General features: G+C 62.6%; 24 protein-coding genes. 10 read left to right on the forward strand and 14 right to left on the reverse strand.

Annotated features, from left to right (window positions below):
- Positions 1-30 precede the first annotated feature (30 nt).
- From ABIB57_RS22445 to ABIB57_RS22460, 4 genes are all read right to left on the reverse strand, one after another.
- Positions 31-162, reverse strand: coding sequence for a hypothetical protein (locus ABIB57_RS22445; RefSeq protein ID WP_354043469.1), 132 nt, complete (start codon positions 160-162; stop codon positions 31-33).
- On the reverse strand, positions 159-1,232 hold the full coding sequence (locus ABIB57_RS22450) for an Mrp/NBP35 family ATP-binding protein (RefSeq protein ID WP_354043470.1): 1,074 nt from the start codon (positions 1,230-1,232) through the stop codon (positions 159-161). Before ABIB57_RS22450 ends, ABIB57_RS22445 begins: the two co-directional genes overlap by 4 nt.
- Positions 1,233-1,421: 189 nt before the next feature.
- Positions 1,422-2,075: a fructose-6-phosphate aldolase gene (gene fsa, locus ABIB57_RS22455; RefSeq protein WP_354043471.1), complete on the reverse strand. Its 654-nt coding sequence runs from the start codon at positions 2,073-2,075 to the stop codon at positions 1,422-1,424.
- Between the two features lie 83 nt (positions 2,076-2,158).
- Complete coding sequence (locus ABIB57_RS22460; RefSeq protein WP_354043472.1) at positions 2,159-3,343, reverse strand: amino acid aminotransferase; 1,185 nt, start codon at positions 3,341-3,343, stop codon at positions 2,159-2,161.
- A 184-nt stretch (positions 3,344-3,527) separates the two neighbouring features.
- On the opposite strand from ABIB57_RS22460, the gene ABIB57_RS22465 reads away from it, so the two are divergent.
- Both ABIB57_RS22465 and ABIB57_RS22470 read left to right on the forward strand, forming a co-directional pair.
- Positions 3,528-4,700, forward strand: coding sequence for a M20 aminoacylase family protein (locus ABIB57_RS22465; RefSeq protein ID WP_354043473.1), 1,173 nt, complete (start codon positions 3,528-3,530; stop codon positions 4,698-4,700).
- Positions 4,701-4,745: 45 nt separating this feature from the next.
- Positions 4,746-5,054, forward strand: coding sequence for a hypothetical protein (locus ABIB57_RS22470; protein ID WP_354043474.1), 309 nt, complete (start codon positions 4,746-4,748; stop codon positions 5,052-5,054).
- Positions 5,055-5,257: 203 nt separating this feature from the next.
- Here the strand turns inward: ABIB57_RS22470 and ABIB57_RS22475 are convergent, their stop codons facing one another.
- Positions 5,258-6,910 (reverse strand): alpha-glucosidase, encoded by a 1,653-nt coding sequence (locus ABIB57_RS22475; protein ID WP_354043475.1) that lies wholly within the window; start codon positions 6,908-6,910, stop codon positions 5,258-5,260.
- Positions 6,911-7,150: 240 nt separating this feature from the next.
- On the opposite strand from ABIB57_RS22475, the gene ABIB57_RS22480 reads away from it, so the two are divergent.
- Positions 7,151-7,687: a cytochrome b gene (locus tag ABIB57_RS22480; RefSeq protein ID WP_354043476.1), complete on the forward strand. Its 537-nt coding sequence runs from the start codon at positions 7,151-7,153 to the stop codon at positions 7,685-7,687.
- Positions 7,688-7,725: 38 nt separating this feature from the next.
- Here the strand turns inward: ABIB57_RS22480 and ABIB57_RS22485 are convergent, their stop codons facing one another.
- The gene (locus ABIB57_RS22485) at positions 7,726-8,655 is read right to left on the reverse strand and encodes a 2-hydroxyacid dehydrogenase (RefSeq protein ID WP_354043477.1); all 930 of its coding nucleotides are present in this window, start codon (positions 8,653-8,655) and stop codon (positions 7,726-7,728) included.
- 176 nt (positions 8,656-8,831) lie between these two features.
- Between ABIB57_RS22485 and ABIB57_RS22490 the strand changes: the two genes are divergently transcribed.
- From ABIB57_RS22490 to ABIB57_RS22500, 3 genes are all read left to right on the forward strand, one after another.
- The gene (locus ABIB57_RS22490; protein WP_354043478.1) at positions 8,832-10,253 is read left to right on the forward strand and encodes a circularly permuted type 2 ATP-grasp protein; all 1,422 of its coding nucleotides are present in this window, start codon (positions 8,832-8,834) and stop codon (positions 10,251-10,253) included.
- A gap of 184 nt (positions 10,254-10,437) precedes the next feature.
- Positions 10,438-11,388 (forward strand): alpha-E domain-containing protein, encoded by a 951-nt coding sequence (locus ABIB57_RS22495; RefSeq protein ID WP_354043479.1) that lies wholly within the window; start codon positions 10,438-10,440, stop codon positions 11,386-11,388.
- Positions 11,389-11,393: 5 nt separating this feature from the next.
- The gene (locus ABIB57_RS22500; protein WP_354043480.1) at positions 11,394-12,236 is read left to right on the forward strand and encodes a transglutaminase family protein; all 843 of its coding nucleotides are present in this window, start codon (positions 11,394-11,396) and stop codon (positions 12,234-12,236) included.
- Here the strand turns inward: ABIB57_RS22500 and ABIB57_RS22505 are convergent.
- Both ABIB57_RS22505 and ABIB57_RS22510 read right to left on the reverse strand, forming a co-directional pair.
- Positions 12,233-12,778: a shikimate kinase gene (locus ABIB57_RS22505; RefSeq protein WP_354043587.1), complete on the reverse strand. Its 546-nt coding sequence runs from the start codon at positions 12,776-12,778 to the stop codon at positions 12,233-12,235. The genes ABIB57_RS22500 and ABIB57_RS22505 overlap by 4 nt on opposite strands.
- Before the next feature lie 35 nt (positions 12,779-12,813).
- Positions 12,814-13,749 (reverse strand): AEC family transporter, encoded by a 936-nt coding sequence (locus tag ABIB57_RS22510; RefSeq protein WP_354043481.1) that lies wholly within the window; start codon positions 13,747-13,749, stop codon positions 12,814-12,816.
- A gap of 190 nt (positions 13,750-13,939) precedes the next feature.
- Between ABIB57_RS22510 and glpD the strand changes: the two genes are divergently transcribed.
- Both glpD and glpK read left to right on the forward strand, forming a co-directional pair.
- Positions 13,940-15,445, forward strand: coding sequence for a glycerol-3-phosphate dehydrogenase (glpD, locus tag ABIB57_RS22515; protein ID WP_354043482.1), 1,506 nt, complete (start codon positions 13,940-13,942; stop codon positions 15,443-15,445).
- A 205-nt stretch (positions 15,446-15,650) separates the two neighbouring features.
- Positions 15,651-17,138 (forward strand): glycerol kinase GlpK, encoded by a 1,488-nt coding sequence (glpK, locus tag ABIB57_RS22520; protein ID WP_354043483.1) that lies wholly within the window; start codon positions 15,651-15,653, stop codon positions 17,136-17,138.
- A gap of 142 nt (positions 17,139-17,280) precedes the next feature.
- Here the strand turns inward: glpK and ABIB57_RS22525 are convergent, their stop codons facing one another.
- Together ABIB57_RS22525 and ABIB57_RS22530 are read right to left on the reverse strand one after the other, a co-directional pair.
- Positions 17,281-17,790 (reverse strand): CAP domain-containing protein, encoded by a 510-nt coding sequence (locus ABIB57_RS22525; protein ID WP_354043484.1) that lies wholly within the window; start codon positions 17,788-17,790, stop codon positions 17,281-17,283.
- Positions 17,791-17,808: 18 nt separating this feature from the next.
- Positions 17,809-18,660, reverse strand: coding sequence for an aminoglycoside phosphotransferase family protein (locus tag ABIB57_RS22530; RefSeq protein ID WP_354043485.1), 852 nt, complete (start codon positions 18,658-18,660; stop codon positions 17,809-17,811).
- A gap of 216 nt (positions 18,661-18,876) precedes the next feature.
- On the opposite strand from ABIB57_RS22530, the gene ABIB57_RS22535 reads away from it, so the two are divergent.
- On the forward strand, positions 18,877-19,053 hold the full coding sequence (locus ABIB57_RS22535; RefSeq protein WP_354043486.1) for a hypothetical protein: 177 nt from the start codon (positions 18,877-18,879) through the stop codon (positions 19,051-19,053).
- Between the two features lies 1 nt (position 19,054).
- Here the strand turns inward: ABIB57_RS22535 and uxaC are convergent, their stop codons facing one another.
- Positions 19,055-20,470, reverse strand: coding sequence for a glucuronate isomerase (gene uxaC, locus ABIB57_RS22540; RefSeq protein ID WP_354043588.1), 1,416 nt, complete (start codon positions 20,468-20,470; stop codon positions 19,055-19,057).
- A 217-nt stretch (positions 20,471-20,687) separates the two neighbouring features.
- Between uxaC and ABIB57_RS22545 the strand changes: the two genes are divergently transcribed.
- Positions 20,688-20,840, forward strand: coding sequence for a hypothetical protein (locus ABIB57_RS22545; RefSeq protein ID WP_354043487.1), 153 nt, complete (start codon positions 20,688-20,690; stop codon positions 20,838-20,840).
- Between the two features lie 186 nt (positions 20,841-21,026).
- On the opposite strand, the gene ABIB57_RS22550 is transcribed toward ABIB57_RS22545, so the two are convergent.
- The 3 genes from ABIB57_RS22550 to ABIB57_RS22560 form a co-directional block, all read right to left on the reverse strand.
- Entirely contained in the window at positions 21,027-22,394 is a 1,368-nt protein-coding gene (locus ABIB57_RS22550; protein ID WP_354043488.1) for an FAD/NAD(P)-binding protein, read from the reverse strand.
- A 19-nt stretch (positions 22,395-22,413) separates the two neighbouring features.
- The gene (locus tag ABIB57_RS22555; protein ID WP_354043489.1) at positions 22,414-22,641 is read right to left on the reverse strand and encodes a hypothetical protein; all 228 of its coding nucleotides are present in this window, start codon (positions 22,639-22,641) and stop codon (positions 22,414-22,416) included.
- A gap of 310 nt (positions 22,642-22,951) precedes the next feature.
- Entirely contained in the window at positions 22,952-26,077 is a 3,126-nt protein-coding gene (locus ABIB57_RS22560) for an efflux RND transporter permease subunit (RefSeq protein WP_354043490.1), read from the reverse strand.
- Positions 26,078-26,080: the final 3 nt, after the last annotated feature.

Raw genomic sequence — 26,080 nt, forward strand, 5'->3', positions numbered from 1 at the left:
GATTGCGGGTTATGCAATCGATTGCAGGACCTAAAGGTCGCGGTAAGCGTGATGATCAGCGTCGCTGTCCCACTCGGCAAACGTGCTGAAGACGTCGGCCTTCGCCGCCGTATCGCGTTCACGTCGCAACCACGAGATAAAGACCATCAAGACCTGGATCATGGTCGCAATCCCGGCGTGTCCGCCAGAATCTTCCGCGCAATCGTCCGGAACGCGGCAGCCTCCGCCCCGTTAGCGTCGCACGCCACGACCGGTCGGCCGGCGTCGGAGGTTTGCCGGATGGACATGACCAGGGGCACGGCGCCGAGGAAAGGCATGTCGAGTTTTTTTGCCGCGGCTTCGGCGCCGCCGGTGCCGAAAATGTCGTAGCGGGCGCCAGTGTCGGGGGCGATGAAATAGCTCATGTTTTCGACGAGGCCGAGCAGTGGCACGTTGAGGCGGCGCAGCATGTCGATGGCTTTTTTGGCATCGATCAGCGCCAGTTCCTGGGGGGTGGAGACGATGACGACGCCATCGACTTCGGCCTGCTGGAACAGTGAAATGTGGATATCGCCGGTGCCGGGCGGCAGGTCGACGACGAGGATATCGAGGCCGCCCCAATCGGTTTCACGGAGCAGTTGGCGGAGGGCCGAGGTAGCCATCGGGCCGCGCCAGACGACGGCCTGGTCGGGATTGAGCATGGAGCCGATCGACATAGCCTTGATGCCAAAGGCCTCGTGCGGGGTGAAGATACCGTCTTCGCGGATGGCGGGCCGGCCTTCGAGGCCAAGGAGTTTGGGCAGCGAGGGGCCGTAGAGATCGGCGTCGAGCATGCCAACGCGGAGACCCTCGGCGTGGAGCGCAAGGGCGAGGTTGACGGCAACCGTGGATTTGCCGACGCCGCCCTTGCCGGAGCCGACGGCGATGATGCGCTTGATGCCGGGGACTTGTGTCTTGCCGGCCGGGACGGGCTTGCCGTGGGAGAAGGTGGGGCCGGCGGGGGGCTTGCCGCCGGTCAGCGACACCAGAACCTTGCGGGCGCCGGCGACTCTTTGTGTGGCGGCAACGGCTTCTTCGCGGGCGGGGCCGAAGGCGGCTTCCATGCCGGGTGCGACGGCGATGGCGAAGGCGACAGCGCCGGGGGTGACGATGATTTCCGAGAGGCCGCCATAGCCAGCTAGATCGCCACCACCGGGGATTTCAACGGCGGCAAGCGCGGCTTTGATGGCGGCGGAAAGGTCGGGATCGGCCATGGGCGGCTTTCGGTTGGCGCCGTTGGCACGGTCTTCCCTCTCCCCTTGCGGGAGAGGGTGGATCGGCCGAAGGCCGAGACGGGTGAGGGGTTTGTCAGGCCGAGTATCGACTCAAGATCGCTACCCCTCATCCGCCCTTCGGGCACCTTCTCCCGCAAGGGGAGAAGGGGAGCCAGTGAGTGGCGTAACTTACAGAATCGACTGACCGGTTGCCTTCCAGTCCTTCAAGAAGCCTTCGATGCCCGCATTGGTCAGCGGGTGTTCGGCAAGCTTGCGAATGACGGCAGGCGGGATGGTGGCGACGTCGGACCCGGCCAGTGCGACCTGGGTAATATGGTTGGCAGTGCGGATCGAGGCCGAAAGGATCTGGGTGTCGAAAGCGTAGTTGTCGTAGATCTGGCGGATGTTCTCGATCAGCTCGACACCGTCGAGATTGATATCATCGAGGCGGCCGAGGAAGGGCGAGATATAGGTCGCGCCGACCTTGGCGGCGAGCAGCGCCTGATTGGCCGAAAAGCATAAGGTGACGTTGGTCTTGATGCCCTTATCCGAGAAATACTTCGTCGCCTTGAGCCCGTTCATGGTCAGCGGCAGCTTGATGACGACGTTGTCGGCGATCTTGGCGAGGCGTTCGCCTTCAGCGACCATGCCGTCATATTCGAGCGAGGCGACTTCGGCGGACACCGGGCCGGGCACGAGCGCGCAAATCTCGGCGATGACTTCCTTGAAATCACGGCCCGACTTGGCGATCAGCGACGGATTGGTGGTCACGCCATCGAGGAGACCCGTCTCGTAAAGTTCCTTGATGTCCTTGATTTCTGCGGTATCGACGAAGAACTTCATGGTTTCCTCCTAGAATGCGTGTTCTGCTCGTTGGACCAAAGATGTAGCACGAGGTGCTCGCGCCGCAACCCGTCGGACGAACGTTATTTGATGGCTGCAAGCAAGGCGTCGGCCAGATCGCCAACGCGGTCTTCGGGGATGCCGGCGACATTGATGCGGCTGTCACCAATCATATAGACACCATTGGTGGCTTTTAAATGCTCGACCACGCTATTGGGCAGTCCCAGCAGCGAAAACATGCCGCGATGGGCGGCGATGAAGTCGAAATCCTTGGAGTTCGACCGCTGGCGGATGGCATCGCTGAGCTTGGCACGCAGGCCAATCATGCGGGCGCGCATGGCGTTCAACTCGGTTTCCCACTCGGCACGCAGCTCCTTGTCCTCAAGGATGACGCGGATGATTTCGGCGCCATGATCGGGCGGCTGCGAATAGGACGAGCGGATGACGTTGAGCATCTGCGAATTGACGATATCGGCCTGGGCCTCGTCACGAGCGATGACGATGGCGGCGCCGATACGCTCGCGATAAAGGCCGAAATTCTTCGAGCCGGAGAAGGCGATCAGCGCTTCGGGGACCGATGCGATAACCTTGCGGGTGCCGTAGGAATCTTCGAGCAGGCCATCGCCGAAGCCGAGATAGGCCAGGTCGATCAGCGGCAAGGCGCCAGTGCGGGCGAGGCTGGTGGCGACCTGGTCCCATTGTGCATTGGTGAGGTTGGCGCCGGTGGGGTTGTGGCAGCAGCCGTGCAGCAGCACCACATCGTCCTTGCCGAGCTTGTCGAGCGCAGCCAGCATTTCGGCGAATTTGACGCCGCGGGTTTCGGTATCGAAATAAGGATAGACCGCAACCTTGAGGCCGGCGTTTTCAGCGATCGGGTTGTGGTTCGGCCAGGTCGGGTCGGACAGCCAGATCGTCGCGCCGGGGCGGGCGCGATTGACCAGTTGCATCAGCACCCAAAGCGAGCCGGTGCCCCCGGGGGCCTGGGCAATGCGCACTCTGCTGCGATCCACCGCATCGGCAATGGCCAGGTCGAGCACGGCGGCGCCGTAGCCCTTGTTGCCGGCGATACCCAGATAGGTCTTGGTCTTGCCGGCTGCCAGAATACGCTGCTCGGCTTTTTTGACCGAGGACATGATCGGGGTCGTGCCCTGCTCGTCCTTATAGACGCCGACACCGAGGTCGATCTTGTCGGAGCGGGAATCGGCGGCGTATTCGCCCATGAGGGCCAGGATCTTGTCGCCGGGAGCCTTGGTCAGGGTATCGAACATGGATGGACTTACGCGGTTGGGAGCGGGACGGAAATCGCCGCCTTTATAGGCGGGCCGGGCGGAAAGTCCATCGGCCTTTCGCCGCATTCCGATCGTCACCGCAATGGTCAGCGCGCTGTGCTATAGTTGACGGAAGCGATTGGGACAGCGACACTGACCCAGCCCAAGCCAGTTCGAGTGATTTATGCCTGTTTTGAACCGTATTGCCGAATTCCAAGCCGAAATCGCCGGGTGGCGACACGACTTTCATACGCATCCCGAAATCCTGTTCGACGTGCAACGCACTGCCGGAAAAGTGGAAGCGCTGCTGGCAGAATTCGGCTGCGACGAGATCGTCACCGGCATGGGGCGCACCGGCGTCGTGGGAATCATCAAGGGCCGCACCAACAAGAGCGGCCGCACGATCGGCTTGCGGGCGGATATGGACGCGCTTCCGATCACTGAGAAGACCGGCGCTCCCTATGCCAGCGAGACACCGGGCAAGATGCACGCCTGCGGGCATGACGGGCACACCGCCATGCTGCTGGGCGCGGCGAAATATCTGGCGGAAACGCGCAATTTCGACGGTCAGATCGCGGTCATCTTCCAGCCGGCCGAAGAGGGCGGTGGCGGCGGACGCGAAATGGTGGCCGACGGGCTGATGGACCGGTTCGGCATCGACGAAGTTTATGGCATGCACAATTGGCCGGGCATGCCGGTGGGGCAATTTGGTATCCGCGAGGGCGGCATCATGGCCGCGACGGACCGGTTCAGCATCGATATCGAGGGCCTCGGCGGTCATGCGGCGCGCCCACATACGACGGTGGATCCGGTGATCATCGCCGCGCAATTGATCGGCGCGCTGCAGACCATCGTGTCGCGCAATGTCGATCCGCTCAAAAGCGCGGTCGTTTCGGTAACGGTGATGGAGGCCGGCGAGGCGGACAATGTGATTGCCCGAACCGCGCGGCTCAAGGGCACGGTGCGCACGCTGGACAGCGACGTGCAGGACTTTATCGAGAACAAGCTGAACACCTTCGTGCCCCAGTTTGCCGAGACATTTGGCGCCAAGGCGAGCGTCAATTATCTGCGCGGCTATCCGGTGACTGTGAACACCCCGCGCGAGACCCAATTTGCCGCTACAATTGCCGGCGAAATCGCGGGCGTCGACCGGGTGGATACCGATGTTGCCCCATCAATGGGCGGCGAGGATTTTTCCTTCATGCTGGAGCAGAGACCGGGGGCCTATATTTTCCTCGGCAATGGCGACAGTTCGGAACTGCATACGGACAATTACGATTTCAATGACGACGCCATACCACTCGGAACAAGCTATTGGGTAAGACTGGCGGAACGGGCCCTCCCGTTGAGCGCTTAAGTTGCCACAATCGAGCGCGAGGGTGGCGCAAAAGGAGATTCTGCCATGAAACTGCTACCGATTTTGGGGACGCTGGTCGTCGTCGGGATGACCAGCACACCGGCGTTTGCGCTGTTCTGCACCGACGAGGGCCCGAGCGCCGGCATCGACTATGAATTTAACTCAGGCGGCGGCTTCCGGATCGATGATTCTGATTTCCAGAAAGATTTCGACATCTCGCGGCTGCGCGACATCGGCGTTTATGCCAAATCGGTCGAGCGCTGGAACGGTTGCATCCGCGCCTTCGTCGATAATGGCAATGGCGGGCAGACCATGGAATTCTACGATCCCGCGACCCTGCGCCGCTTGCAGTAGGCTGGTTTAGGATAAGCCGCAGCCTCATTCGGCTCGCCCCGTACCCTTCCTTGCTCCTCTCCCTTCCTTCCCTCGGACTTGATCCGAGGGCCACTGGCCGCTTGTGCAATGCTGGTAGGGGACCCCCGGATCAAGTCCGGGGGAAGAAAGAGGTAGTTATGCGGATAGGGCTCCGAGCTGGACCAACCCGAACCGCCCCCTCCCTAGCGCCCGCCATTCTTGACCCGAATAACCGGAGCATCGGCCGGTAATGCCAGGAAGGCGAAGCCGTTGGCGCCCAGGTTCAGGGTTTTGCGCGTGAGCGTGGCGTTGTGCGACATTGGATCGAGCGGCGCGTTATCCGGCAGGCCGGTGAGCGCCACGGTCCGAGATTCAGCGGATAAGTTGAACACGCAGGTCATGGTGCCGGCGCTGCTGAAGCGACGGAAGGCGAGGACCGGTTCGGCGACACGGAAGAATTCGATGTCGCCATCATAGAGCACGTCGTGGGTGCGGCGCCAGGCGAGGATGCGGCGGTAGAAGGCCAGCGTCGAATCGGGATCGGCGTTCTGGGACGCGACATTGAGCGCCGATTGGGCAGGCTTGACCGGGAGCCAGGGCCTGCCGCTGGTGAAGCCGTTCGGCGCCTCGCCCTGCTCCCACGGAATCGGCGTGCGGCAACCGTCGCGGCCCTTGTCTTCGGGCCAGAAGCGAATGCCGCGCGGGTCGGTCAGTTCCTCGAACAGCAGGTCCGTTTCGGGCAGGCCCAATTCCTCGCCCTGATAGAGGCAGACCGAGCCCTTAAGGGAAAGCACCAGTGCGGCGGCCTGGCGGCCGAGATCGGCCGCATTGAGGCTGTGCGGCGCCCAGCGGGTGATGTGGCGCGGCACGTCGTGGTTGGAAAAGCTCCAGCACGGCCAGCCATCGGGGCCAGCCTTGAAGAATTGTTCGATACGACTGCGAAAGTGGGCGGCGGTGAATTCGTGGCCGAGGAAATCGAACGAATAGCACATGTGGAGCTTATCGCCGCCCGAAGTGTATTCGGCCATCAGCGGCACTGATTTGTGGCTATCACCGACCTCGCCGACCGTGGTGGTGCCGGGGAAAGTGTCCAGTAGCGCGCGGACGCGCTTGAGGAAATCGACGTTCTCCGGCTGGCTCTTGGAGTATTTGTGCTCCTGCATGTCATAGGGATTGACCGCATAGGGCAGATGTTCGTCGCGCTTCCGATTGGGGGGATTGGAGCGCAGCTTCTTGTCGTGGAAGTAGTAATTGACGGTGTCGAGGCGGAAGCCGTCGATGCCGCGCTCCAGCCAGAAGCGCATGATGTCGAGCATCTGGTCCTGCACTTCGACATTGTGGAAGTTCATGTCCGGCTGGCTGGCGAGGAAATTGTGCAGGTAATATTGCCCGCGCGTGGGGTTCCACTCCCAGGCGCGGCCGCCGAATACGGCAGGCCAGTTATTGGGCGGGGAGCCGTCGGGCAGCGGATCGGCCCAGACATACCAATCGGCGCGGCGATTGGTGCGGCTGAGGCGCGATTCCTGGAACCAGGGGTGCTGGTCGGAGGAATGGCTGATCACCTGGTCCATGATGACCTTGATGCCGCGTGCATGGGCCCGCGCGATCAGGCTGTCGAAATCGTTGAGCGAGCCGAAGATGCGGTCGACCTCGGTATAGTCGGACACGTCATAGCCCATGTCGGCCTGTGGGCTCTGGGTGATGGGCGACAGCCAGATGCAATCGACGCCGAGGCTGGCAATGTGATCGAGCCGGTTCATGATGCCCGCCAGATCGCCGATGCCGTCGCCCGTGCTGTCCTGAAACGAGCGCGGATAGACCTGATAAATTACCGCGCCACGCCACCATTCCCGCATCAACTGCTCCTGCATCCCACTGATTTGCTTGACGATAGAGTGGCGGGCGGGTGGGAATAAGGCAAATGCCAAGTTTGGATGTGACGAGGCGCCGCGCGGAGTACCAAGGCGGTCGAAGGATAGAGCATGGAGTCTAGGCATGGCGGGTCGAGCGAAACGCCTCTTGGTCCAGACAATTCGGCATATTTTACAAATGTGTAATGATCACGATCCGAACTTATTGCCGGACTTAATCATCCAATGCGCAGGAAAAAGGCGCGGCAAGAGGGCAATAGGATGGGTCAGAAATCAGCTTCCGGTTATAACATCGCGCAAATCGTGCTGCACTGGATCATCGCAGCGCTGGTCGTGTTCCAGTTGGTGTTTGCAGGCAGCATGACGGCGACCGTCGATGCTGCCGAGGAAGGCAGCACGCCATCCCCGGCCGATCAGGCGCTTGGCGCCTCGCACTACTGGATCGGCATTGCCATCCTTGCCCTGGTACTGGCACGGTTGGGCGTTCGGTTGAGATCTGGTGCACGCGCGCCTGCCGGCAGCGCGCCCAATATCATGCAGATTGCGGCGAGAATCTCCCATTTCGCATTCTACGTTGTGTTGGTTGCAACACCAATCCTGGGGTTGCTCGCCTTTTATTTCGGCGATCCCTATGGCCCAATCCATATGCTGAACAGGCCAATCTTCATCGTTCTAATCGCCGTGCACGCCGCTGCCGCGCTGTTTCATCAGTTTTGGCTAAAAGACGGAACACTGACGAAAATGGTCCGCCCAGTGCAGTAAAATAGCGCTGATAACAGGTCAGCCCGAACTCACTACCCTCACACCACGGGGCTGATCAGCGGATTGCCGGCGAAATGCGCGTCTAGGTTGGCAACCAGAGTTGCGCCCATGGCGTCGCGGGTTTGATGCGTGGCGCTGCCCTGGTGGGGGGCGAGGACGACGTTGTCGAGGGTGAACAGGGCTTCGGGGACCTGGGGCTCCTTTTCGAAGACGTCGAGCGCCGCGCCGCCGAGGCCGCCATTGACGAGGAGATCGACTAGAGCGGGCTCATCCACCAGCGTGCCGCGCGCCATATTGACCAGCATGCCCTGGGGGCCGAGCGCTTCAAGCACTTCGCGCGAAACGATGCGATCGGTACTCTTGCCGCCGGGGGCGATCAGCACCAGCCAATCGACGTCGCGAGCCATTTCGACCAGTTTGTCGTAGTAGATGTAGGGCTGGTTTTCCTGGCGATTGCGGCCGTGATAGACGACGCGCATCTTCATGGCCTGGGCGCGGGTAGCAATCTCCTTGCCGATGCGGCCGAGGCCCAGAATGCCCACCGTCTTGCCGGTGAGTTCGGAAAACAGGCCCATATTGCCCTTGAGCCATTTGCCGTCACGCACGAAGCGATCGCCCTGGGGAATGCGGCGCGCGAGCGAAATCATCATGCCGATCGTGAGTTCGGCCACCGCGTCGTTGAGCACGTCGGGGGTATTGGTCACGCGCACGCCGGCGGCCTTGGCGGCGGCGAGATCGATGCTATCGGTGCCGACGCCGAAACCGGCGATGATTTCGAGCCTGGGCAGTTTGGCGATGAGATCGGCCCCTACGCCGCTGCCCGCATGGGCGCGAATGCGGGGGGCGACTTCGGCCAAAAACGCGTCCCTGTCGGTCGCCTCATGCAGCTTGTGGACGGTATAGCGTTCGGCGAGGGCTGCCTCGCAACTGGCGTGGAGTTTTCCGGTCTGCAGGATGTCGATGGGCATGGGGACTCGCGGGCATTGGAAGGCGGCGGGGCCAAAGAAATAGCCTGCGCTACCATTCAAGTCGACCCGTTTGCGGAAAAAGCCGGGCTTTTGCGTGCGGGAGGCGCTGGACGCCGCTCTACAAATGTGTAGCAATGTGAAGGCGATGGGATGAGCCGTATTACCTTCGGAGCATAATGGGCGATACAACGCCGTTTGACGAAATGCACAATGCGGACGGTTCGGTCCGTGAACCTTATCGGGCCCTGGCCCAATGGCTCGACGAGCAGCCCGACAAGGCGCTGACGCTGATGCAATCGGACGCGGAAGCGATTTTCCGCAAGCTGGGCATCACTTTCGCAGTCTATGGATCGGAGGAAGGCACCGAGAAAGTCATCCCCTTCGACGTGATCCCGAGGATCATTTCGGCCATGGAATGGCGCAAGCTCTCCAAGGGGATCGAGCAGCGGGTACGGGCACTCAACGCCTTCCTCTATGACATCTATCACCGCCAGGAAATTCTCAAGGCCGGGCGGATTCCGGAAAAGCTGATCCTGCAGAATTCGGCGTTCTGCCCCGAAATGATGGGGCTGGAGCCGGCGCGCGGGGTTTATGCCCACATTATTGGCACCGATATCGTGCGGGTGGGGCCGGACGAATTCTATGTGCTGGAAGACAATCTGCGCACGCCGTCGGGGGTCAGCTATATGCTGGAGGACCGCGAGGCGATGATGCAGCTGGCGCCCGACCTGTTCTCGCGCATCAAGGTGGCACCGGTCGAGAATTATCCGGAAAACCTGCGACGGACGCTGGAAAGCGTCGCGCCTGCCAGTGTGAGCGGCACGCCCAATATCGCGGTGCTGACGCCGGGAATTTATAACTCGGCCTATTTCGAGCATTCGTTCCTGGCGGACCAGATGGGCGCCCAACTGTGCGAAGGCCCCGACCTGTTTGTCGATGGCGGCAAGGTTTACATGCGCACGACGACCGGGCCGGAGCGGGTCGACGTGATCTATCGCCGGATCGACGACGATTATATCGATCCGCTGACGTTCAGGCCCGATTCGATGCTGGGCGTGCCGGGGCTGTTCGATGCCTATCGGGCGGGGAACGTGACGCTGGTCAATGCGCCGGGCACCGGGATTGCCGACGACAAGGCAGTTTACACCTACGTTCCCGAGATCATCGAATTCTATCTCGGCGAGAAGGCGCTACTCAACAATGTGCCGACCTACAATTGCGTCGACGAGGAAGAGCGCAATTGGGTTTTGGCCAATATCGCCGACCTCGTGGTCAAGGAAGTGCACGGCTCGGGCGGCTACGGCATGATGGTGGGGCCGACCTCGACCAAGGCACAGCACGCCGAATTCAAGCGCAAGATCGAGGCGCGGCCGGATAATTATATCGTCCAGCCGACCTTAGCTCTCTCCACCTGCCCCACCTACGTGAATGCCGGGATCGCGCCACGACACGTGGATTTGCGGCCCTATGTGCTGATGGGCGAGGAAGTGCGGATCACCCCCGGCGGGTTGACCCGCGTGGCGCTGAAGAAAGGCTCGCTGGTGGTCAATTCAAGCCAGGGCGGCGGCACGAAAGATACGTGGGTGCTGGAAGATTGATGGCCATGCATTTCCAGCTTCGAACTGAGATCACCTCACACTCGATCCGTCCCCTCCCCCTTGAGGGGAGGGCTAGGGTGGGGGTGTCGCGGTCACCACATCATCGGACGCAGGGGTGGTTCGACACCCCCACCCCCAACCCCTCCCCTCCAGGGGGAGGGGAGCCAACGCTCCGGGTTCAGCCATGAGCATGCTCGGACGGACAGCACAAAATCTGTTCTGGCTCAGCCGCTATGTGGAGCGGGCCGAGAACATGGCGCGGCTGCTCGAAGTCGGCTATCGGATGAGCCTAACCTCGCGCCGTGAAGGCGGGGCAAGCGAGCATCTGGTCTCCATGATGCGCGCGGCGGAGGTCGACGAGGCCTTCGAAGCCACCGGGCGGCAGGCCGATCTCGACACGGTCGCCCATTACATGATGTTCGATCCCGGCAATGCCTCATCGGTCTATTCGTGCCTCCTGGCCGCTCGGACCAATGCGCGCTCCGTGCGCACGGCGATCACCATCGACATGTGGGAAAGCCTCAATGCCGGGTGGCTGGAGTTTTCGCAGATCAAACCGCGCGATGTGCGGGGGGCGAAGCTCTTGGGGCTATTGAGCTGGGTCAAGCAACTCAGCCACGAATTCCGCGGCGCGCTGCTCGGGACCATCCTGCGCGATGATGGCTTTGCGTTCTCGCAGGCCGGCAATTTTGTCGAGCGGGCAGACAACACGGCGCGCATTCTCGACGTGAAATATTACGTGCTGCTGCCGCGTGCCAAGATGGTGGGCGGGGATCTGGACATCCAGCAATGGACGCTGATCCTGCGGGCGGCGTCGGCGCATCGGTCCTATCGGCATGTCTACCACGACCGCTACAAGGCCCATAACATCGCCGATTTCCTGATGTTGCGGCCCGAAATGCCGCGCTCGCTGATCTTTTGCGCGCGCTATATCGAGGAAACGCTGGATAGCCTGGCGGACATCTATGGCAAGCGCGAAAGCTGTCATGAGGCGGCGGCAAAATTGCGCACCATGGTGGAGGGGACCAATATGGAGACCATCTTCGCGCATGGCCTGCATGAATTCCTCACCGAATTCATCGCGCGCAACAATGCGGTCTCCGAAAGCCTCTCGGCCAGCTACAACTTTTATTGAGACCCATGCGCATTTCAATCCGCCACCAATTGAGCACCACGCCCCCTGCGGGCAGCCCCAATGCGGTACTGCACCTGCTGCTGACCCCGCAAAGCGGGCCGACGCAGACGGTGGAAAGCTGGAGCGTGCAGATGGACGGGATCGACAAGGCCGGCCGCTTCACCGATGCCTACGGCAATGGCGTGCACCTGGTAAACCAGCGGCCGCCAGAGGGCCAGTTGGTGGTTACGGTGGAGGGTGTGGTCAGCACGGTCGACCGACATGGGGTGTTTGGCAAGATGGGACCGGGTCCGGTGCCGGCATTGTTCAAGCGGGTGACGCCACTGACCAAGGCGCCAGTATCGCTGTACGGCAGATTTCGCGGGTCCAAGGACAGCCGGCTCGATGTGTTGCATGCGCTGATGGCGCGGGTGGGCGAGGTGCTGGGTAGCCCGGCGGCAGTGCAAAGTCAGACCCAGTCGCAAGGCGGGCAATCGCAGAGCCAGTCCCAGGGCGGGCCAACCGCCGCCGAAGGCGACGAAATAGTCCCAGAACTGCCACGGCCACCGGCGACCGACTACGCCCACGCCTTTATCGGGGCGGCGCGAGCGCTGGACATCCCGGCGCGTTATGTCACCGGCTACATCACCGGCGACGAGGATGATGCGGCGGCGTTCCACGCCTGGGCCGAGGCCTATGACGAAGCGCTGGGCTGGGTCGGGTTCGATGCCATGCTCGGCCTGTGCCCGACCGATCGGCATGTGCGGCTGGCCGTGGGGCTGGATGGGCTATCGGCGCAACCGCTGCGCGCGGTTCCGGCGGGGGATGGACCGCAGGAGATCAGCGTCAGCGTCGAGGTGGTTGGCTAGTCTAGCCCCGGGATGGCAAGCTGGTGGGCCAGCACTGCGGCCATCTCTGACGCAGGCGCAGTGCCGATCAGCAGCGCATCCCCCTCGTTTTGATAAATCGCAAAGCGAGCGCGAAATTTTGGCTCTTCGCTGGCACGGACAAAGCCAAATCCGCGTGTGAGCTGCCGGGCAACGACAATGTCGGTCGCCTCCTCCAGGTCAAGCGACGGCAGCACGGTGACAGCGTAGCCGGTGGCGATGAGCGCCTTGGCGCTCTGGTAATCGCTCGACTGCCGTTCGGCGGCAAGAAATCCGGATGAGGTGACGAAAATGACGGGCCGGGATGCAGAGGCGAGCAAACGTTCGGCCAGTCGCAGGTTTTGCGCGCGGTAGCGTTCATAGCCATGGCGAGCGATGAGGGGGCCGGTGATGTCGATCTGCTCGCAAAACACCAGGTCCAGGTCTATCAGCGGCCAGTGCAGATGTGCTGCGAGTGCCGTGCCGAGCGTTGATTTTCCGACACCGCCGGGGCCGAGCGGAACAGCACCGACGCGTCCGGCCAGTCACGATTTCAGTGAAGCTGCATGCCAGTTCCTCCTCAAAGACTGAGGATATAGAGCCATCCCGTAATAGTGACCGCCGATGCTATCGTGGCAATGAGGATGGTGTTGGCGGCGACGCTTTCTCCGCGTTGGTAGTAGGTGGCGAACACATAGACGTTGACGCCGGCCGGCATGGCCGACAGCAGGATGCCGTAGCGGGCGATCTCCATGGGGACGTGCAGCACCCAGATCATCAGGATGTAGGCCAAAGCCGGGTGCAGGATCAACTTGATCACCGAGGCGACCAGCGCCTGCTTCCAGTTTTCCGACAGGCGGTAGGCATTGAGCGCGCCACCGATACCGAACAGGGCGGCGGGGACCACGGCCTGACTCATCATGGTGAGGAAGGCTTCGGCCGGCTCGATCAGTTGCAGGTTGATCGCCGAAGCCAGAAAGCCGGCGGCAATGCCCCAGATCAGCGGATTGGACAGCACCCGGCGGGCGGCGACGATCAGCGTCTTGCCCAATGACTGGCCATCGCGGCGCACCAGTTCCATGGTCACCATACCGACGGTGAGCAGGATGGCGCCATGGAGGCCAATGATGGAGAGCGTCACCGGCAGGGCATCGACGCCATAGGCGCGCTGGATGATCGGCAGGCCGACCAGCACCGTATTGGTGAAGGTGCCGGAAAAACCCACCGAAACGCCCTCGCCCGGCCGATTGCCGAATAGTTTGATGGCGATGACGATGCCGACGGCAAAGCAGGTCAGCGCGCCGAGATAGAACGGGCCGATGATGGACGGATTGAACGCCGAGCGGAAATCGCTGGTGAGGATGGAGTGGAACAGCAGGCAAGGCGTCGCAAAGTTGTTCACGAAAGCGATTAGGCTTTTGATGCCTTCGGCGGGGAACAGATTGAAGCGCACTGCGCCAAAGCCAAATGCCATCAGCGCAAAAATTGGTGCAATAACGCTGAGAATGGTGAGCATGGCCGGGACCCGGGGCCGAAAGACGCCCTGCCCTAACCCCCTCGGACAATTGGGTCAATGGCTCTAGTATGGAAGATGCCTCGTTGCCGGTGCAGAGATCGGGCGAGGTTGAATAGCGAAACTAAAATCTTTCGGATTTGGCGCAATTCGCGTATAAAACGAAACCTTGATAACGCGGAGACGAATGACAATGGCCGGTGAGAAAACCTTCGATATTTTCGTCATCGGCGGGGGCATCAACGGCACGAGCGTGGCGCGCGACGCGGTGGGCCGAGGCTATTCGGTGATGCTGGCGGAGATGAACGATCTCGCCTCGGGCACCTCGTCGGCGGCGACCAAGCTGGTGCATGGCGGGCTGCGCTATCTGGAGCATTACGAATTCCGCCTGGTGCATGAAGCCTTGGCGGAGCGCGAAGTGCTGTGGGCCAATGCACCGCACATCATTCGCGCGCTACGGTTCGTGCTGCCGCACCACAAGGGGCTGCGGCCGGCGGTGGTGCTGCGGGCCGGGCTGGCGATGTATGACTATATGGGCGGGCGCCGTCTATTGCCGCCGACCAAGACGCTGGATTTGCGCACGCACGAGACCGGCAAGCCGCTCAAGGGCGACTATCGCACCGGGTTCGAATATTCCGATTGCTGGGTGGACGATGCACGCTTCGTGGCTTTGAACGCACGCGACGCGGCGGACCGGGGGGCAGAGGTGCGGGTGCGCACCAAGGTGACCAGCGTGCGCCGGGATGGCGGACAATGGGAAATCGAGATGCGCGCCGCGGACGGCGCAGTGAGCAAGGTGCGCGCCAGCCTGATCGTCAACGCGGCCGGGCCGTGGGTGGATGGCGTCATCAATGGCGTGATGGGCAAGAATGGCGGGCACAATGTGCGGCTGGTCAAGGGCAGCCACATAGTCGTCAACAAGCTTTATGATCACGACCGCTGCTATATTTTCCAGAATGCCGATGGCCGGATCATTTTCGCCATCCCCTACGAGCAGGATTTCACCCTGATCGGCACCACCGACCTCGACTACAAGGACGATCCGAAGGACGTCAAAATCAGCGATGCCGAGATCGATTACCTGTGCTCGGCAGCCAGCGAATATTTCACCAAGCCGGTGACGCGCGAAGAGATCGTGTGGACCTATTCGGGCGTTCGCCCACTATTCGACGACGGCGCCAGCGCGGCCCAGGAAGCGACGCGCGATTATGTGCTCAAGGTGGATGGGACAAAGGCCGAGGGCGCGGCGATCAACGTGTTCGGCGGCAAGCTGACGACGTCGCGGCGGCTGGCGGAGTCGGTGCTGGAAAAGATCGAGGACGTGCTGGGCAAGAAGGGTCCGGCATGGACAAAGGTGGCGAAGTTCCCCGGCGGCGATTTCGAGCCGCTGGCCTTCGACGCCGAAGTTCGACGGTTGGCCAAGGATTATGGCTGCCTTCCGCCGAAGCTGGCGTGGCGATTGACGCGGCTCTATGGGACGCGGGCGCGGATGATTTTGGGGGATGCCGGGTCGCTGGAGGAATTGGGCCCGCATTTTGGGGCGGACCTTTATGGGCGTGAGGTGGATTACCTGGTGGCCAATGAATGGGCGCGGACGGCGCAGGACGTGCTGTGGCGGCGCACCAAGGTCGGGCTGCGGGTGGGGCCGGAGGATGTGGAGCGGCTGGAATTGTATTTGGCGAAGGGTTTGAGCCACTAAGGGATTGCCGAATATCTCCAGTCGACACCCTCCCCCTTGTGGGGAGGGATCAAGGGTGGGGGTTCTCCGAACACCAAACATGCGGCGAGATACCCCCCACCCTGCTCGATTGAACGGACTTAGCTGAAGCTAAGTCCTATCTCGCTTCCCTCCCCACAAGGGGGAGGGTGAAGAAAGAGGGCCCGGAACAGGGTCGGGAGGAACAATGACCAAATATATTCTGGCGATCGATCAGGGCACGACCTCAAGCCGGGCCATCGTGTTTTCTCCCGACCGGACCATTGCCGGGAGCGGGCAGAAGGAATTTACCCAGTATTTTCCGCAGGATGGCTGGGTGGAGCATGATCCGGAGGAAATCTGGGACTCGGTGGTCTGGGCGGTGAAAACCGCGCTCAAGAACGCCAAGCTCGAGGCCAAGGATATCGCGGCGATCGGCATCACCAACCAGCGCGAAACGACGCTGATCTGGGACCGGGCGACGGGCAAGGCCATTCATAATGCCATCGTGTGGCAGGATCGGCGGACGGCGGGGCTATGCGCGAAACTGCGCAAGGCCGGGCACGAGAAGATCGTGAGCAAGAAGACGGGGCTGCTGCTTGACCCGTATTTTTCGGGCACCAAGGTCAAGTGGCTGCTGGACAATGTGAAGGGCGCGCGCAGGCGGGCGGAACAGGGCGAGCTTGCCTTCGGCACCGTCGACAGCTTTCTCATCTGGCGGCTCACCGGCGGCAAGGTGCATGCGACGGACGCCACCAATGCGAGCCGGACGCTGCTGTTCAACATCGAGAGCAATGCGTGGGACAAGGCATTGCTCAAGCTACTGGACGTGCCGGCGGTGCTGCTGCCCGAGGTCAAGGATTGCGCCGATGACTTTGGGGTGACGGAGGCGGGGTTGTTCGGCGCGGCGATCCCGATTTTGGGCGTGGCGGGCGACCAGCACGCAGCGACCATCGGACAGGCATGCTTTGCGCCGGGGATGATGAAATCGACTTACGGCACGGGGTGCTTTGCGGTCCTTAATACCGGGGCCGACCTCGTGCGGGGCAAGAACCGGCTGCTGACGACCATCGCCTATCGGCTGGATGGCGAGACGACTTACGCGTTGGAAGGCTCGATCTTCATCGCCGGGGCGGCGGTGCAGTGGATTCGCGATGGGCTGAAACTGGTGAAGGAAGCCAAGGAAACCGGGCCGCTGGCGCTGACCGCCGACCCGAGCCAGAACGTCTATATGGTGCCGGCCTTTGTGGGTCTCGGCGCGCCGTGGTGGGACGCCGAGGCGCGCGGGGCGATTTATGGGCTGACGCGCAATTCGGGGCCGGCGGAAATCGCCAAGGCAGCGCTGGAGGCGGTTTGCTACCAGACGCGCGACCTGCTGGAGGCCATGCGCAAGGACTGGAAGGCCGGTGGCGAGACGGTATTGCGGGTGGATGGCGGCATGGTGGCGTCGGACTGGACCATGCAGTTTTTGGCCGACATTCTGGATGCGCCGGTGGATCGGCCGGTGATTTTGGAGACGACGGCGCTGGGGGCGGCGTGGTTGGCGGGGTACCGCGCCGGGGTGTGGCCGGATGCGAAGGCGTTTGCGGCGAGCTGGGCAAAAGATGAGCGGTTCGAGCCAAAAATGGATGTGGCGGAGCGCAAGCGGAAGGTGAAGGGCTGGGATCTGGCGGTGCGGCGGACGTTGTTGCAATAGCGCATCCGGGCACCCAATCCACGCGGCCTCCCCTGGAAGGGGAGGAGCTCGCTCCGCCCTGGGGGCACGATCCAGTTTTAATCACTGATCTGCTCCTCCCCTTGAGGGGGAGGCCGGGTGGGGGTGCCGGCTCAGCCGCCCCCTACTGATACACCCGCCACGCATCAAAACTGCCACCGGCGATCATGGCCCAGTAGCGTTTGCCGCTCGACGAGGTCGTGGTGGCGAGGCCGAATTCTACGAACTTCGATGACAGCAACGTCTTGCGGTGGCCGGGGGAATTCATCCAGCCTTCGATGACGTCCTGCAGGCTGGCATAACCCTTGCCGACATTTTCGCCCACGGCGCCCATATAGCCGGCGGTGGTGACGCGCTCGCGCAGGGTGACACCGAGATTGTGGCTCATGGTGTTTTTCGAGGCCATCAGGCGCGCCTGCGAGCGGGCGGCGTCTTCCAGCTGCGAATTGTAACTCCAGGCGGGAGCGCCATTGGCGGCACGCACCGCATTGATGGCCGCAATGATCTGCTCGCGCGTGAGTTCAGCGGGGTGCGCACTGGCGGACGCTGGCAGCGAGGGCATGGTGGAGGCGCAGGCGCTGAGTGCGGTGGCTGCACCGAGGACGAGGAAACTGCGGCGGGTCAAATCGAGCATGGGGGCATCCGGTTGGGACTAGGCTTGATCGTAGGCACTAAGCAGTAGCGGCAAGACGGCGAGTTCGTGAGTGATCGGCAGACTATCCGCCAGGTTCCAGCAGGCACTAAGGCCCGAATGCGCGGCGGCGAAGCCCAGAACGCGCTTGCGGTCAAAGCCAAGGCGGGCGCTGAATATATCGGCCAGCGCATTGATGCGGCGCGGGTTGGCCGACAGTTCGGTGGCCCCGAAAGGGTTGAGGAAGACGTTGGCGACGTCGTAGGTCGGATCGCCTAGCAGCCCTTCGGGATCGATCGCCAGCCAGCCCCGGTCCGAGCTCAGGATGTTGTCGTGATGCAGGTCGCCATGCAGGGGGATTGCCGCCGTCGGCTTGTCGAACAGCTTGTAGGCGATGCCGCTGGCGCGGGCGTAGAGGTCGCGCGCCGTGTGGGGCCAGATGCGGATATCGGTGGTGAACAGCGCGTCGAAGCGTTCGCGCAGCGGCAAAAGACCATCCGGAGCAGCGTCGGTCCTGGGGCGATGCAGGTTGGCGACAACGGTGCAGATGGCGATGCTCGCCTCGTCGTCATGGCCGTTTCGCGCGGCGTCACCTAGGGTGCCGCCATCGAGCCATTCCATGAAGATGGTATCGCCATGCATATCGAAAATGGTGGCCGCGCCATCGCCACCATACCAGCTCATCAGTTTGGCGCCGCGCCCCTCCTCGACCGCAACCCTGGGCTTGAGGATTTTCAGCACGGCGAAATTGCGCCCGTTCTGCTCGACACGAAAAATCCAGCTGCGTGGGGTTTCGGCAATCGGGGTCGACTTGGTCAGCGACCAGCGGATCATGGCGCGGTTCAGGGCGGTTTCGATGGGCGACTGATTCATCATGCCGCCATTAAAGCAAAATGCCGCCTCCCGTCGACCTTTGCCGGCAATATCACGCAAAACTTGATCGGGCTGCGGCTTGTTTGCACTTGGGTAAGGATAGCTTTTCGCAAGATGGCAACCTTAACGGCAGGAAGCTGGAAACGGCAAAATGCCGGTTAACCTGACGGGTCTAGCCTGTACTGACGCAAGACAGAGCCCAGGGAGGGACTGATCATGATGCAGCAGACAGCAAACGAGCAAGGCGCCAAACGCGGCTACCAGGATATCCTCGCGGCAGACGAAGTGCACCGCTCGTTCGGGCGGCAAGTGGCCACCAGCGCCGGCGGATTGCTAGCGTTGCTGGGGATTGGCATTGTGGTGCTGATCGTCGTGCTGTGGAAGGCGCGCTGAATTACTTGATCCGATAGGCGTCCTTGGCGGCCTGATAGCTCAGGTGCTTGGCGATGTCTTCGGCCGATGACCGCGTCAGGCGATGATCGGCGACCCAATTGGCCAGAAAGCCGCAGATTTCGCGGCGCCAGACATCGTGGCGGGCGGGGATCGACAGCAGGGCGCGCGTGTCATCGTTGAAGCCGGCGAGATTGTAGAAGCCGGCGGTTTCCACCACCTGATCCAGATAGCGGCGAATGCCCTGCGGGCTATCGTGGAACCACCAGGGTGGGCCGATCATCAGTGACGGCCAGTAACCAGCCATCGGCGCCAGTTCGCGCGCGTAGGTGGTTTCGTCGAGCACGAACATGATCAAGCGCAGGTTGGGTTCATTGCCGGCGCGGCCGAGCAGCGCGCGCAGGCCATTGACGTAGTCGGTGGTGCCAGGGATATCGGCACCCAGATCGGTGCCGCGTTCACTCATCAGCAGCGGATCGGTATTGCGGCGCGAGCCGGCATGCATCTGCATGACCATGCCGTCCTCGACCGATAGCAGCGCCATTTCAGTCATCATCTGGGCGCGGAACAGTTCGGCATCGGCGGCGTCGTGGCGACCGGACAGAACCTTATCGAGCAGCGCCTGCTTTTCCACCAGCGGCAGGTCGGCAGTCATGGCGGTGGGTACGCCGTGGTCGGTAGCGACGGCGCCGAAGCGGCGGAAATATTCGCGGCGATTGCGGTGGGCGTTGATCAGGCCGGCCCAGGTGGCGATGTTCTCGCCGGTGATTTCGCCAAAACGCTGCAGGTTTTCCACGATGGCGGCGCGGCCGGGATCGGTCACGTCATCGGGGCGATAGGTGGTGCGAACGCGCCCGATATAGCCATCGGCCAGCATGGACTGGTGATGCTTGAGCGGATCGAGCGCGAATTCGGTAGTGGCGATGACCTCGACGTTGGCACGCTCGAGAATCGCGCGCGGCAACAGGTCCGGATCGGCCAGGCGAGCGCCGATGGTGTCGAAAATGGCGTCTGCGGTGGCGGGGGTCAGTTCGGTATCGACGCCGAAGGCGAATTGAAGCGAATGATCGATCCACAGCTTGGACGGGGTCGCGGCGAACAGGTGATAATTGGCGGCGAACAGGCGCCAGGCGGCGCGACCATCGGCAACGGCTTTGCCGTCCTTGCGGGGTACGCCGAGATCGTCATAGCTCAGTCCGCGACTACGCAGCAGGCGCAGCACGTAGTGATCTGGTGTGAGGAACATGCTGGCGGCATCGGAAAATCGCTGGTTGTTGGCGAACCAGGCCGGATCGGTATGGCCATGCGGGCTGATCAGCGGCAGGTCCTTGACCGCGGGATAAAGCTCGCGGGCGATGGAGCGGGCGGGCTCGGCGGCGGGGAACAGGCGATCGGGATGCAGATGGGCTGGGAAGGTCATGGCAAAGGTGTGGCACGAACGGGCAAGCAGATCAACATCTACCATACAAGATTTGGATGGGTGGCATTTTATGTAAATTAACTGCGTTGCCGGGAAGTTATCCTCACCTCCCCAGGGCCGGACTACCTTGCCCTGGTAGGGTGAGAAACAGCCTTTCAAGGCGGCTACCCCATTCGATTGACGGGCGCATTTCGCGGCGGCACGAGGGGACAATCCGATGGCAGATATTGACGATGGTATTGCTGTGGTGCGCAGCAAGGCGCGCGTGGCCAGCCATGTGCAGCGGGCGCAGATGATGGTCATCGTCGCCGGGCTTGCGGCGTTCGGCATCGTTGCGGTGGCCGGCGCAATGATGATGACGGTGTTATAGGGGAGACTAAACGCGGACGCAGCGCCCCCTCACCCTGACATTTCTGCTGAACGCAGAAATGTTTGTCCCTCTCCCACAAGGGGAGAGGGTTGAAGACTGCGAAACTCCCGGCTCCTTCCCTTCTCCCTCGTGGGAGAAGGTGCCCGAAGAGCCTGCCCCCGCGAAGGCGGGGGGCGGATGAGGGGCCTACCCCAAGTCCTGCACTTTCGCCTCCAGCAGCCGCTTGGCAATCCGCGCGCATTGCAGGCGGATGTCGGGGATGGCTTCGATTTCAAAGAATTTGCCGCGCGTCAATGGGCCAGCGACCAGCAGGCGCGGCGAGGTTTTGCCGTCGGCATCGATGACGGCACAGTCGTCGGAGACGTCGAGCCCGATATGGAGCGTATCGGGGCGGGCATGGCCGGTGGCGACGAGGTCGCGGATGACCGGATTGGAGCTGGCGGCGACATCGACACTGACCCCGCCGCAGTCATAGACGCGGGCGACGTCGAGGGTTTGCAGTTCGGTGGTGCCCCGTCGGCGGATAGTGGCGCGGACGCCGGGGCCATGGCGCTCGATGCCGGTGAAATTGCCGGCGATCAATTGCACCTGGCCGGTGGCGACAGCGCGGGTCATGCGCTGGTGCAGATCGGGCGGCAGGCGATGGCGGTGAATATTCCACCAGGGGCGCAGATGGCGCAGGAACTGGCGCTTTGAGTGCAGCGACCAGCTTTGCCACAGCCGCTGGTTATAGGGGCGCAGACCATCGACGACCTGGCGCCAGTCACCGCCCTGCGCAATGGTGGTGGCGACGAGGTCGCGGAACCAGGCCAGCAGATAATTGATATTGGTGCCGAAGGGCACGTCGGCGGCGTCGATGCTGAGCGGGGGCACGTTCTTGTGGCCCTTGGGCAGGAAGCCGTTGCGCGAGACCACCAAAATGGGTCCGCGGTGCTCTGCCTGGGCCAGGGTCAGCCAGGCGTCGACCATGGACAGGCCCGAGCCCAGGATCATCACCTCGGCGTCGCGATCGAGCGGGGTATCGCGATCCGAGCCGACGGTGACAGCCAGACCACGGCCGCGCGCCGGCTGGGTTTCATGGCCGACGGCGAGGATAGCGTGGTGGCTGATGACGCTGGTGCCATTGGCGAGAACGGTTTCGACGCCGGATTTGGTTTGCTGAACCGACAGGACCTCCTCGGTGAGGACGATCAGGCGGCCGGCGTGGGACTGGCCGGCGGCGGCGAGGACATCGCCCAGATAGGCGCCATAGAGCCGACGTGGCGCGAAGACCCAGGGGCCTTGGGCTTGCGGAAAACCCTTGGTTTGCAGCCAGCGCCAGAAATGGTCGGGATCATCGGCAAAGGCGCTCATGCCGCTGGCGGGGACGTTGACCAGATGATCGCGCGAGCGGGCCGAATAGGCGACCCCCTGCCCGAACTGGCCGCGCCGCTCGATCAGCGTGACGCGGATATCGGTATCCGGGTCTCGCAGCAGATGGGCGGCCAGCAGCACGCCGCTGGCGCCGCCGCCGATAATGGTGACCGATGGACGGCCGTGTGGTGAGGCGCTCATGGTGCCCCAATAAGTGGTTTCAATGCGCGTGGAAAGCCAGCGAATAGGTGAAGCGGCGCTCTTCAGCCGAGTCTTCGGGCTGCTTGCCGGTCAGGATCAGGGCATCCTGCTCGGCGGGCGACAGCAGCTCGTGGCGCGTGCGCAGTTCATCCTCGCCGAAGCTGAAAAGGCTGGTCTTGTTGGGGGCTTCGGCATCGGTCACGCGACGGCGGTTACCAAGCTCAAGAATTCCGAGAAAGTGAATCACTGCGAGTTCCTCCACATTGATCGTTCCAGAGCGACGGGGACCGCCCTACATTTATTAAGTTTCCATTACTCTATCGATCCAGTCGAGTTACATTTGTGCGTAATACGGGCCGTTGTTGGAAGGACGTTCTAAAGGGAGGGCTTGGCTCCACTCTTGGGGAAAGTCCCCCCACCCTAGCCCTCCCCTCGAGGGGGAGGGATCAGACCGAGCCTTTGAGTAGTCCGGCGTTTCAACAAGCGCGATCGTATCCCCTCCCCCTTGAGGGGAGGCTAGGGTGGGGGGAACGTCGGCTAAACCGGGACCAGTCCGACTATTCCGCCGCCGCTGGCGCTTCCAACTGGCTCGCCGCATCGAGTTCGTTGGTGATCCGCTGCTGTTCCTCGATATGAGCCTTGGTGAACCGGGCCATCATCAAATACGCGACCGGCGTCAGATAGAGCGTCGAGATGGCGGCGATGGAGAGGCCGCCGACGATGACCCAGCCCAGGGCCTGGCGGGCTTCGGCCCCTGCCCCGCTCGCCAGCACCAGCGGCAGGCCGCCCAGGATGGTGGCGATCATGGTCATCAGCACCGGGCGCAGGCGGATATTGGCGGCTTCCTCGATCGCCTCGCGCACGCTGAAGCCGCGATCGCGCAGCTGGTTGGCGAATTCGACGATCAGGATGCCGTTCTTGGCCATGATGCCGACCACCAGCACCAGGCCGATCTCGCTATAGATATTGAGACTGCCGGCCGTGAGGAACAGCGCATAGATCGAGGCCGCGACGCCGAACGGCACGGTGACCATGACGATGATGCCGCTCCAGACGCTTTCGAACTGCGCCGCCAGAACCAGGAAGATGATGACGATGGCGAAGCCGAAGGTGATCAGAAGGCCATTATTGGCTTCGCCGATGGTCTTGGCCTCGGCCAGCGGGATGATGGCGGTGCCTTCGGGCAGCAACGGTTTGGCGAGTTCCACGGCCTGGGTATAGGCATCGCCAAGCGCCAGCCCATCGAGGCTGGCCGTGACCGTGACGGCGCGACGCTGGCCTTCGCGGCCCAAGTTGGGGGAAATCGGAGCCTCGACGAGGGAGGCAATGGTCGACATCGGCACGTAGCGGCCGTCGGCGGTCTTGACGAAAATGCTTTCGAGATCGTGCGGGTCGTTGATCGGGCTTTTGGTCGACACCATGCGTACGTCATAGCTGGTGTCGTTGATGAAGACATTGCCGACATCGGCGCCGTCGATCATCGCCTGCAGCGTGGTGGCCAGGCCATTGATGTCGATGCCCAAAGCCCCGGCGCGCTCACGGTCCACGGTCAGGGTGAGTTGGGGCTGGGTGGTGTCGTAGTTAACGGTCACATCGCCAAAGGCCGGATTTTCCTCCAGCTTGTCGGCCACGGTTTGGGCCGTGGTGGCCAGATCGGCGTAATTGTCGCCGACCACGGCGAATTGCAGGCCGTTGCCGCCGCCGCGAATGCCCAGGCTATTGCCCTGCTGCACCGAGGCGCGAATGCCCGGCACGAGGGGCAGGATCTTGTTTATGTCGGTGACGATCTCGGCCTGGCTGCGCGCACGCTGATCCCAGGGCGCCAGCCGCAGGCTGATGAAGCCGCCATTGCCGAAGCCGGAGAGCACGAAGATGGAGTTGATCTCGCCACTTTTGACGAAAGGCTGCAGCAGTCCCTCGAGCCGCTGCATCTGCGAGCGGACGAAGTCGAGGCTGACCGTGGACGGCGCGGAAATCCGCAGGTTGATCTGGGCGCGATCCTCGTTGGGCGTGATCTCCTGGCGCAACTGGGTGAAAATGCCATAGGAAGCAGCAGCGAAGATCGCGGCGATCAGCAGGATCACCATGGGATTGTTGAGCGCCAGGTGTAGCGTGCGGCGATAAAATCCGCCCAGCTTGCGGCCGATCGAGCCGAGCGGGCCGCCGGTGTGGTGCTTGGTATCTTCCCCCGATTTGAGCAGGCGCGAGGCCAGCATCGGCCCCAGCGTAAGGGCCACAACGGACGAGGCCAGCACCGCGATGGCCAGGGTAAAGCCGAATTCGCGGAATAGCCGACCGGTCTGGCCTTGCAGGAACGACAGCGGCACGAAGACGGCCACGAGTGTCAGCGTGGTGGCGATGACCGCGAAGAACACTTCCTGGGTGCCGAGCACAGCGGCGGCGCGGTTGCCTACGCCCATGGAACGTCGTCGGACGATGTTTTCGAGCACGACGATGGCGTCGTCGACCACGAGGCCTGTGGCGAGCACCAAGGCGAGCAGGGTCAGGATGTTGAGCGAGAAGCCCGCGAGATAGATGCCGGCGACGGCGCCCAAGAGGGCGATCGGCATGGAGAGCGCCGGGATCAGCGTGGCGCGCCAATCGAGCAGGAACAGGTAGATGATGCCGGTCACCACAATCAGCGCGACGCCGAGCGCCACTTCGACCTCGTGCAGCGCGCCTTCGATGAACACGGATTCGTCGCTGGAAATCTTGATATCGACGCCCGGGGGCAGGATTTCGTTCAGCGTGGCGACGGCAGCCTTGATGCCGTTGGAAATCTCGATCGAATTGGACTGGGCCTGCCGCACGATTCCCAGGCCAATGCCGGGCTTGCCATCCGAGCGCAGGCCCGAAGTGCTGGCCGCCGCGTCGAACACCACGGTGGCGACATCGCCCAGCCGCGTCTTGCCCTTGATGATGAGGTTTTCGAATTCGGCGGGCGTGTTGACGTCGGCGACGGCGCGCACGGAGATGTTCTGGTTGGCGCCATTGATCGAGCCGGCGGGGGAATCGAAGGCGATGGTGGACAGGGCGGTGTGGATATCGGCGACCGTCAGCCCGAGGCTGGCCAATTTATCCTGGTCGACATCGACTTCAAAGACAGTATCGCGGGTGCCGTTGACCTGCACGTCGGCAACGCCGGGGACAGCCGCGAGGCGCTCGGAGATGTCGTTTTCGACCAGCTTGCTGAGGTCGGCGATGCTCATCGTGTCGGAGGTCACCGCAAGCTGGATGGAAGCCTGGGCATTGCTGTCGGCCTTGACGATGGTGGGATCGTCCACGCTATCGGGCAGGTCGCGGGAGATGCGGCTGAGGGCATCGCGCACGTCCGAGGTCGCGGCATCCAGATTGGTGCCATCGTTGAATGCCAGCGTAACGCGGCTTTGGCCGGTCGACGAGGTCGAGGAAATCCCCGCCACGCCCTGAACGCGGGCGACCGCGCCCTCGACCACGGCGGTGATTTCGCGGTCGACGGTTTCGGCGGCGGCGCCGGTGAAGGTGGTGTTGATCGAGAGCACCGGCTGCTCGACGCTGGGCAGTTCGCGGATTTCGACGCCCAGAATAGCCGCGAGGCCGCCCACCATGATCAGTGCATTGATAACCAAAGCCAGGACCGGACGGCGCACGAACAGCGCCGCCAGCATGCCGCCGCGTTGGTTCTGCTGCTGCTGGATGGACATGAG

The organism is Devosia sp. UYZn731 (genome assembly GCF_040546795.1).
Lineage (GTDB): Bacteria > Pseudomonadota > Alphaproteobacteria > Rhizobiales > Devosiaceae > Devosia.

Bases quoted from the DNA above. Each gene is read 5' to 3' on its own strand.
- ABIB57_RS22445 (WP_354043469.1), bottom strand. From the start codon at position 162: ATGATCCAGGTCTTGATGGTCTTTATCTCGTGGTTGCGACGTGAACGC.
- ABIB57_RS22450 (WP_354043470.1), bottom strand. From the start codon at position 1,232: ATGGCCGATCCCGACCTTTCCGCCGCCATCAAAGCCGCGCTTGCCGCC.
- fsa (WP_354043471.1), bottom strand. From the start codon at position 2,075: ATGAAGTTCTTCGTCGATACCGCAGAAATCAAGGACATCAAGGAACTT.
- ABIB57_RS22460 (WP_354043472.1), bottom strand. From the start codon at position 3,343: ATGTTCGATACCCTGACCAAGGCTCCCGGCGACAAGATCCTGGCCCTC.
- ABIB57_RS22465 (WP_354043473.1), top strand. From the start codon at position 3,528: ATGCCTGTTTTGAACCGTATTGCCGAATTCCAAGCCGAAATCGCCGGG.
- ABIB57_RS22470 (WP_354043474.1), top strand. From the start codon at position 4,746: ATGAAACTGCTACCGATTTTGGGGACGCTGGTCGTCGTCGGGATGACC.
- ABIB57_RS22475 (WP_354043475.1), bottom strand. From the start codon at position 6,910: ATGCGGGAATGGTGGCGTGGCGCGGTAATTTATCAGGTCTATCCGCGC.
- ABIB57_RS22480 (WP_354043476.1), top strand. From the start codon at position 7,151: ATGCGCAGGAAAAAGGCGCGGCAAGAGGGCAATAGGATGGGTCAGAAA.
- ABIB57_RS22485 (WP_354043477.1), bottom strand. From the start codon at position 8,655: ATGCCCATCGACATCCTGCAGACCGGAAAACTCCACGCCAGTTGCGAG.
- ABIB57_RS22490 (WP_354043478.1), top strand. From the start codon at position 8,832: ATGGGCGATACAACGCCGTTTGACGAAATGCACAATGCGGACGGTTCG.
- ABIB57_RS22495 (WP_354043479.1), top strand. From the start codon at position 10,438: ATGAGCATGCTCGGACGGACAGCACAAAATCTGTTCTGGCTCAGCCGC.
- ABIB57_RS22500 (WP_354043480.1), top strand. From the start codon at position 11,394: ATGCGCATTTCAATCCGCCACCAATTGAGCACCACGCCCCCTGCGGGC.
- ABIB57_RS22510 (WP_354043481.1), bottom strand. From the start codon at position 13,749: ATGCTCACCATTCTCAGCGTTATTGCACCAATTTTTGCGCTGATGGCA.
- glpD (WP_354043482.1), top strand. From the start codon at position 13,940: ATGGCCGGTGAGAAAACCTTCGATATTTTCGTCATCGGCGGGGGCATC.
- glpK (WP_354043483.1), top strand. From the start codon at position 15,651: ATGACCAAATATATTCTGGCGATCGATCAGGGCACGACCTCAAGCCGG.
- ABIB57_RS22525 (WP_354043484.1), bottom strand. From the start codon at position 17,790: ATGCTCGATTTGACCCGCCGCAGTTTCCTCGTCCTCGGTGCAGCCACC.
- ABIB57_RS22530 (WP_354043485.1), bottom strand. From the start codon at position 18,660: ATGAATCAGTCGCCCATCGAAACCGCCCTGAACCGCGCCATGATCCGC.
- ABIB57_RS22535 (WP_354043486.1), top strand. From the start codon at position 18,877: ATGATGCAGCAGACAGCAAACGAGCAAGGCGCCAAACGCGGCTACCAG.
- uxaC (WP_354043588.1), bottom strand. From the start codon at position 20,470: ATGACCTTCCCAGCCCATCTGCATCCCGATCGCCTGTTCCCCGCCGCC.
- ABIB57_RS22545 (WP_354043487.1), top strand. From the start codon at position 20,688: ATGGCAGATATTGACGATGGTATTGCTGTGGTGCGCAGCAAGGCGCGC.
- ABIB57_RS22550 (WP_354043488.1), bottom strand. From the start codon at position 22,394: ATGAGCGCCTCACCACACGGCCGTCCATCGGTCACCATTATCGGCGGC.
- ABIB57_RS22560 (WP_354043490.1), bottom strand. From the start codon at position 26,077: ATGTCCATCCAGCAGCAGCAGAACCAACGCGGCGGCATGCTGGCGGCG.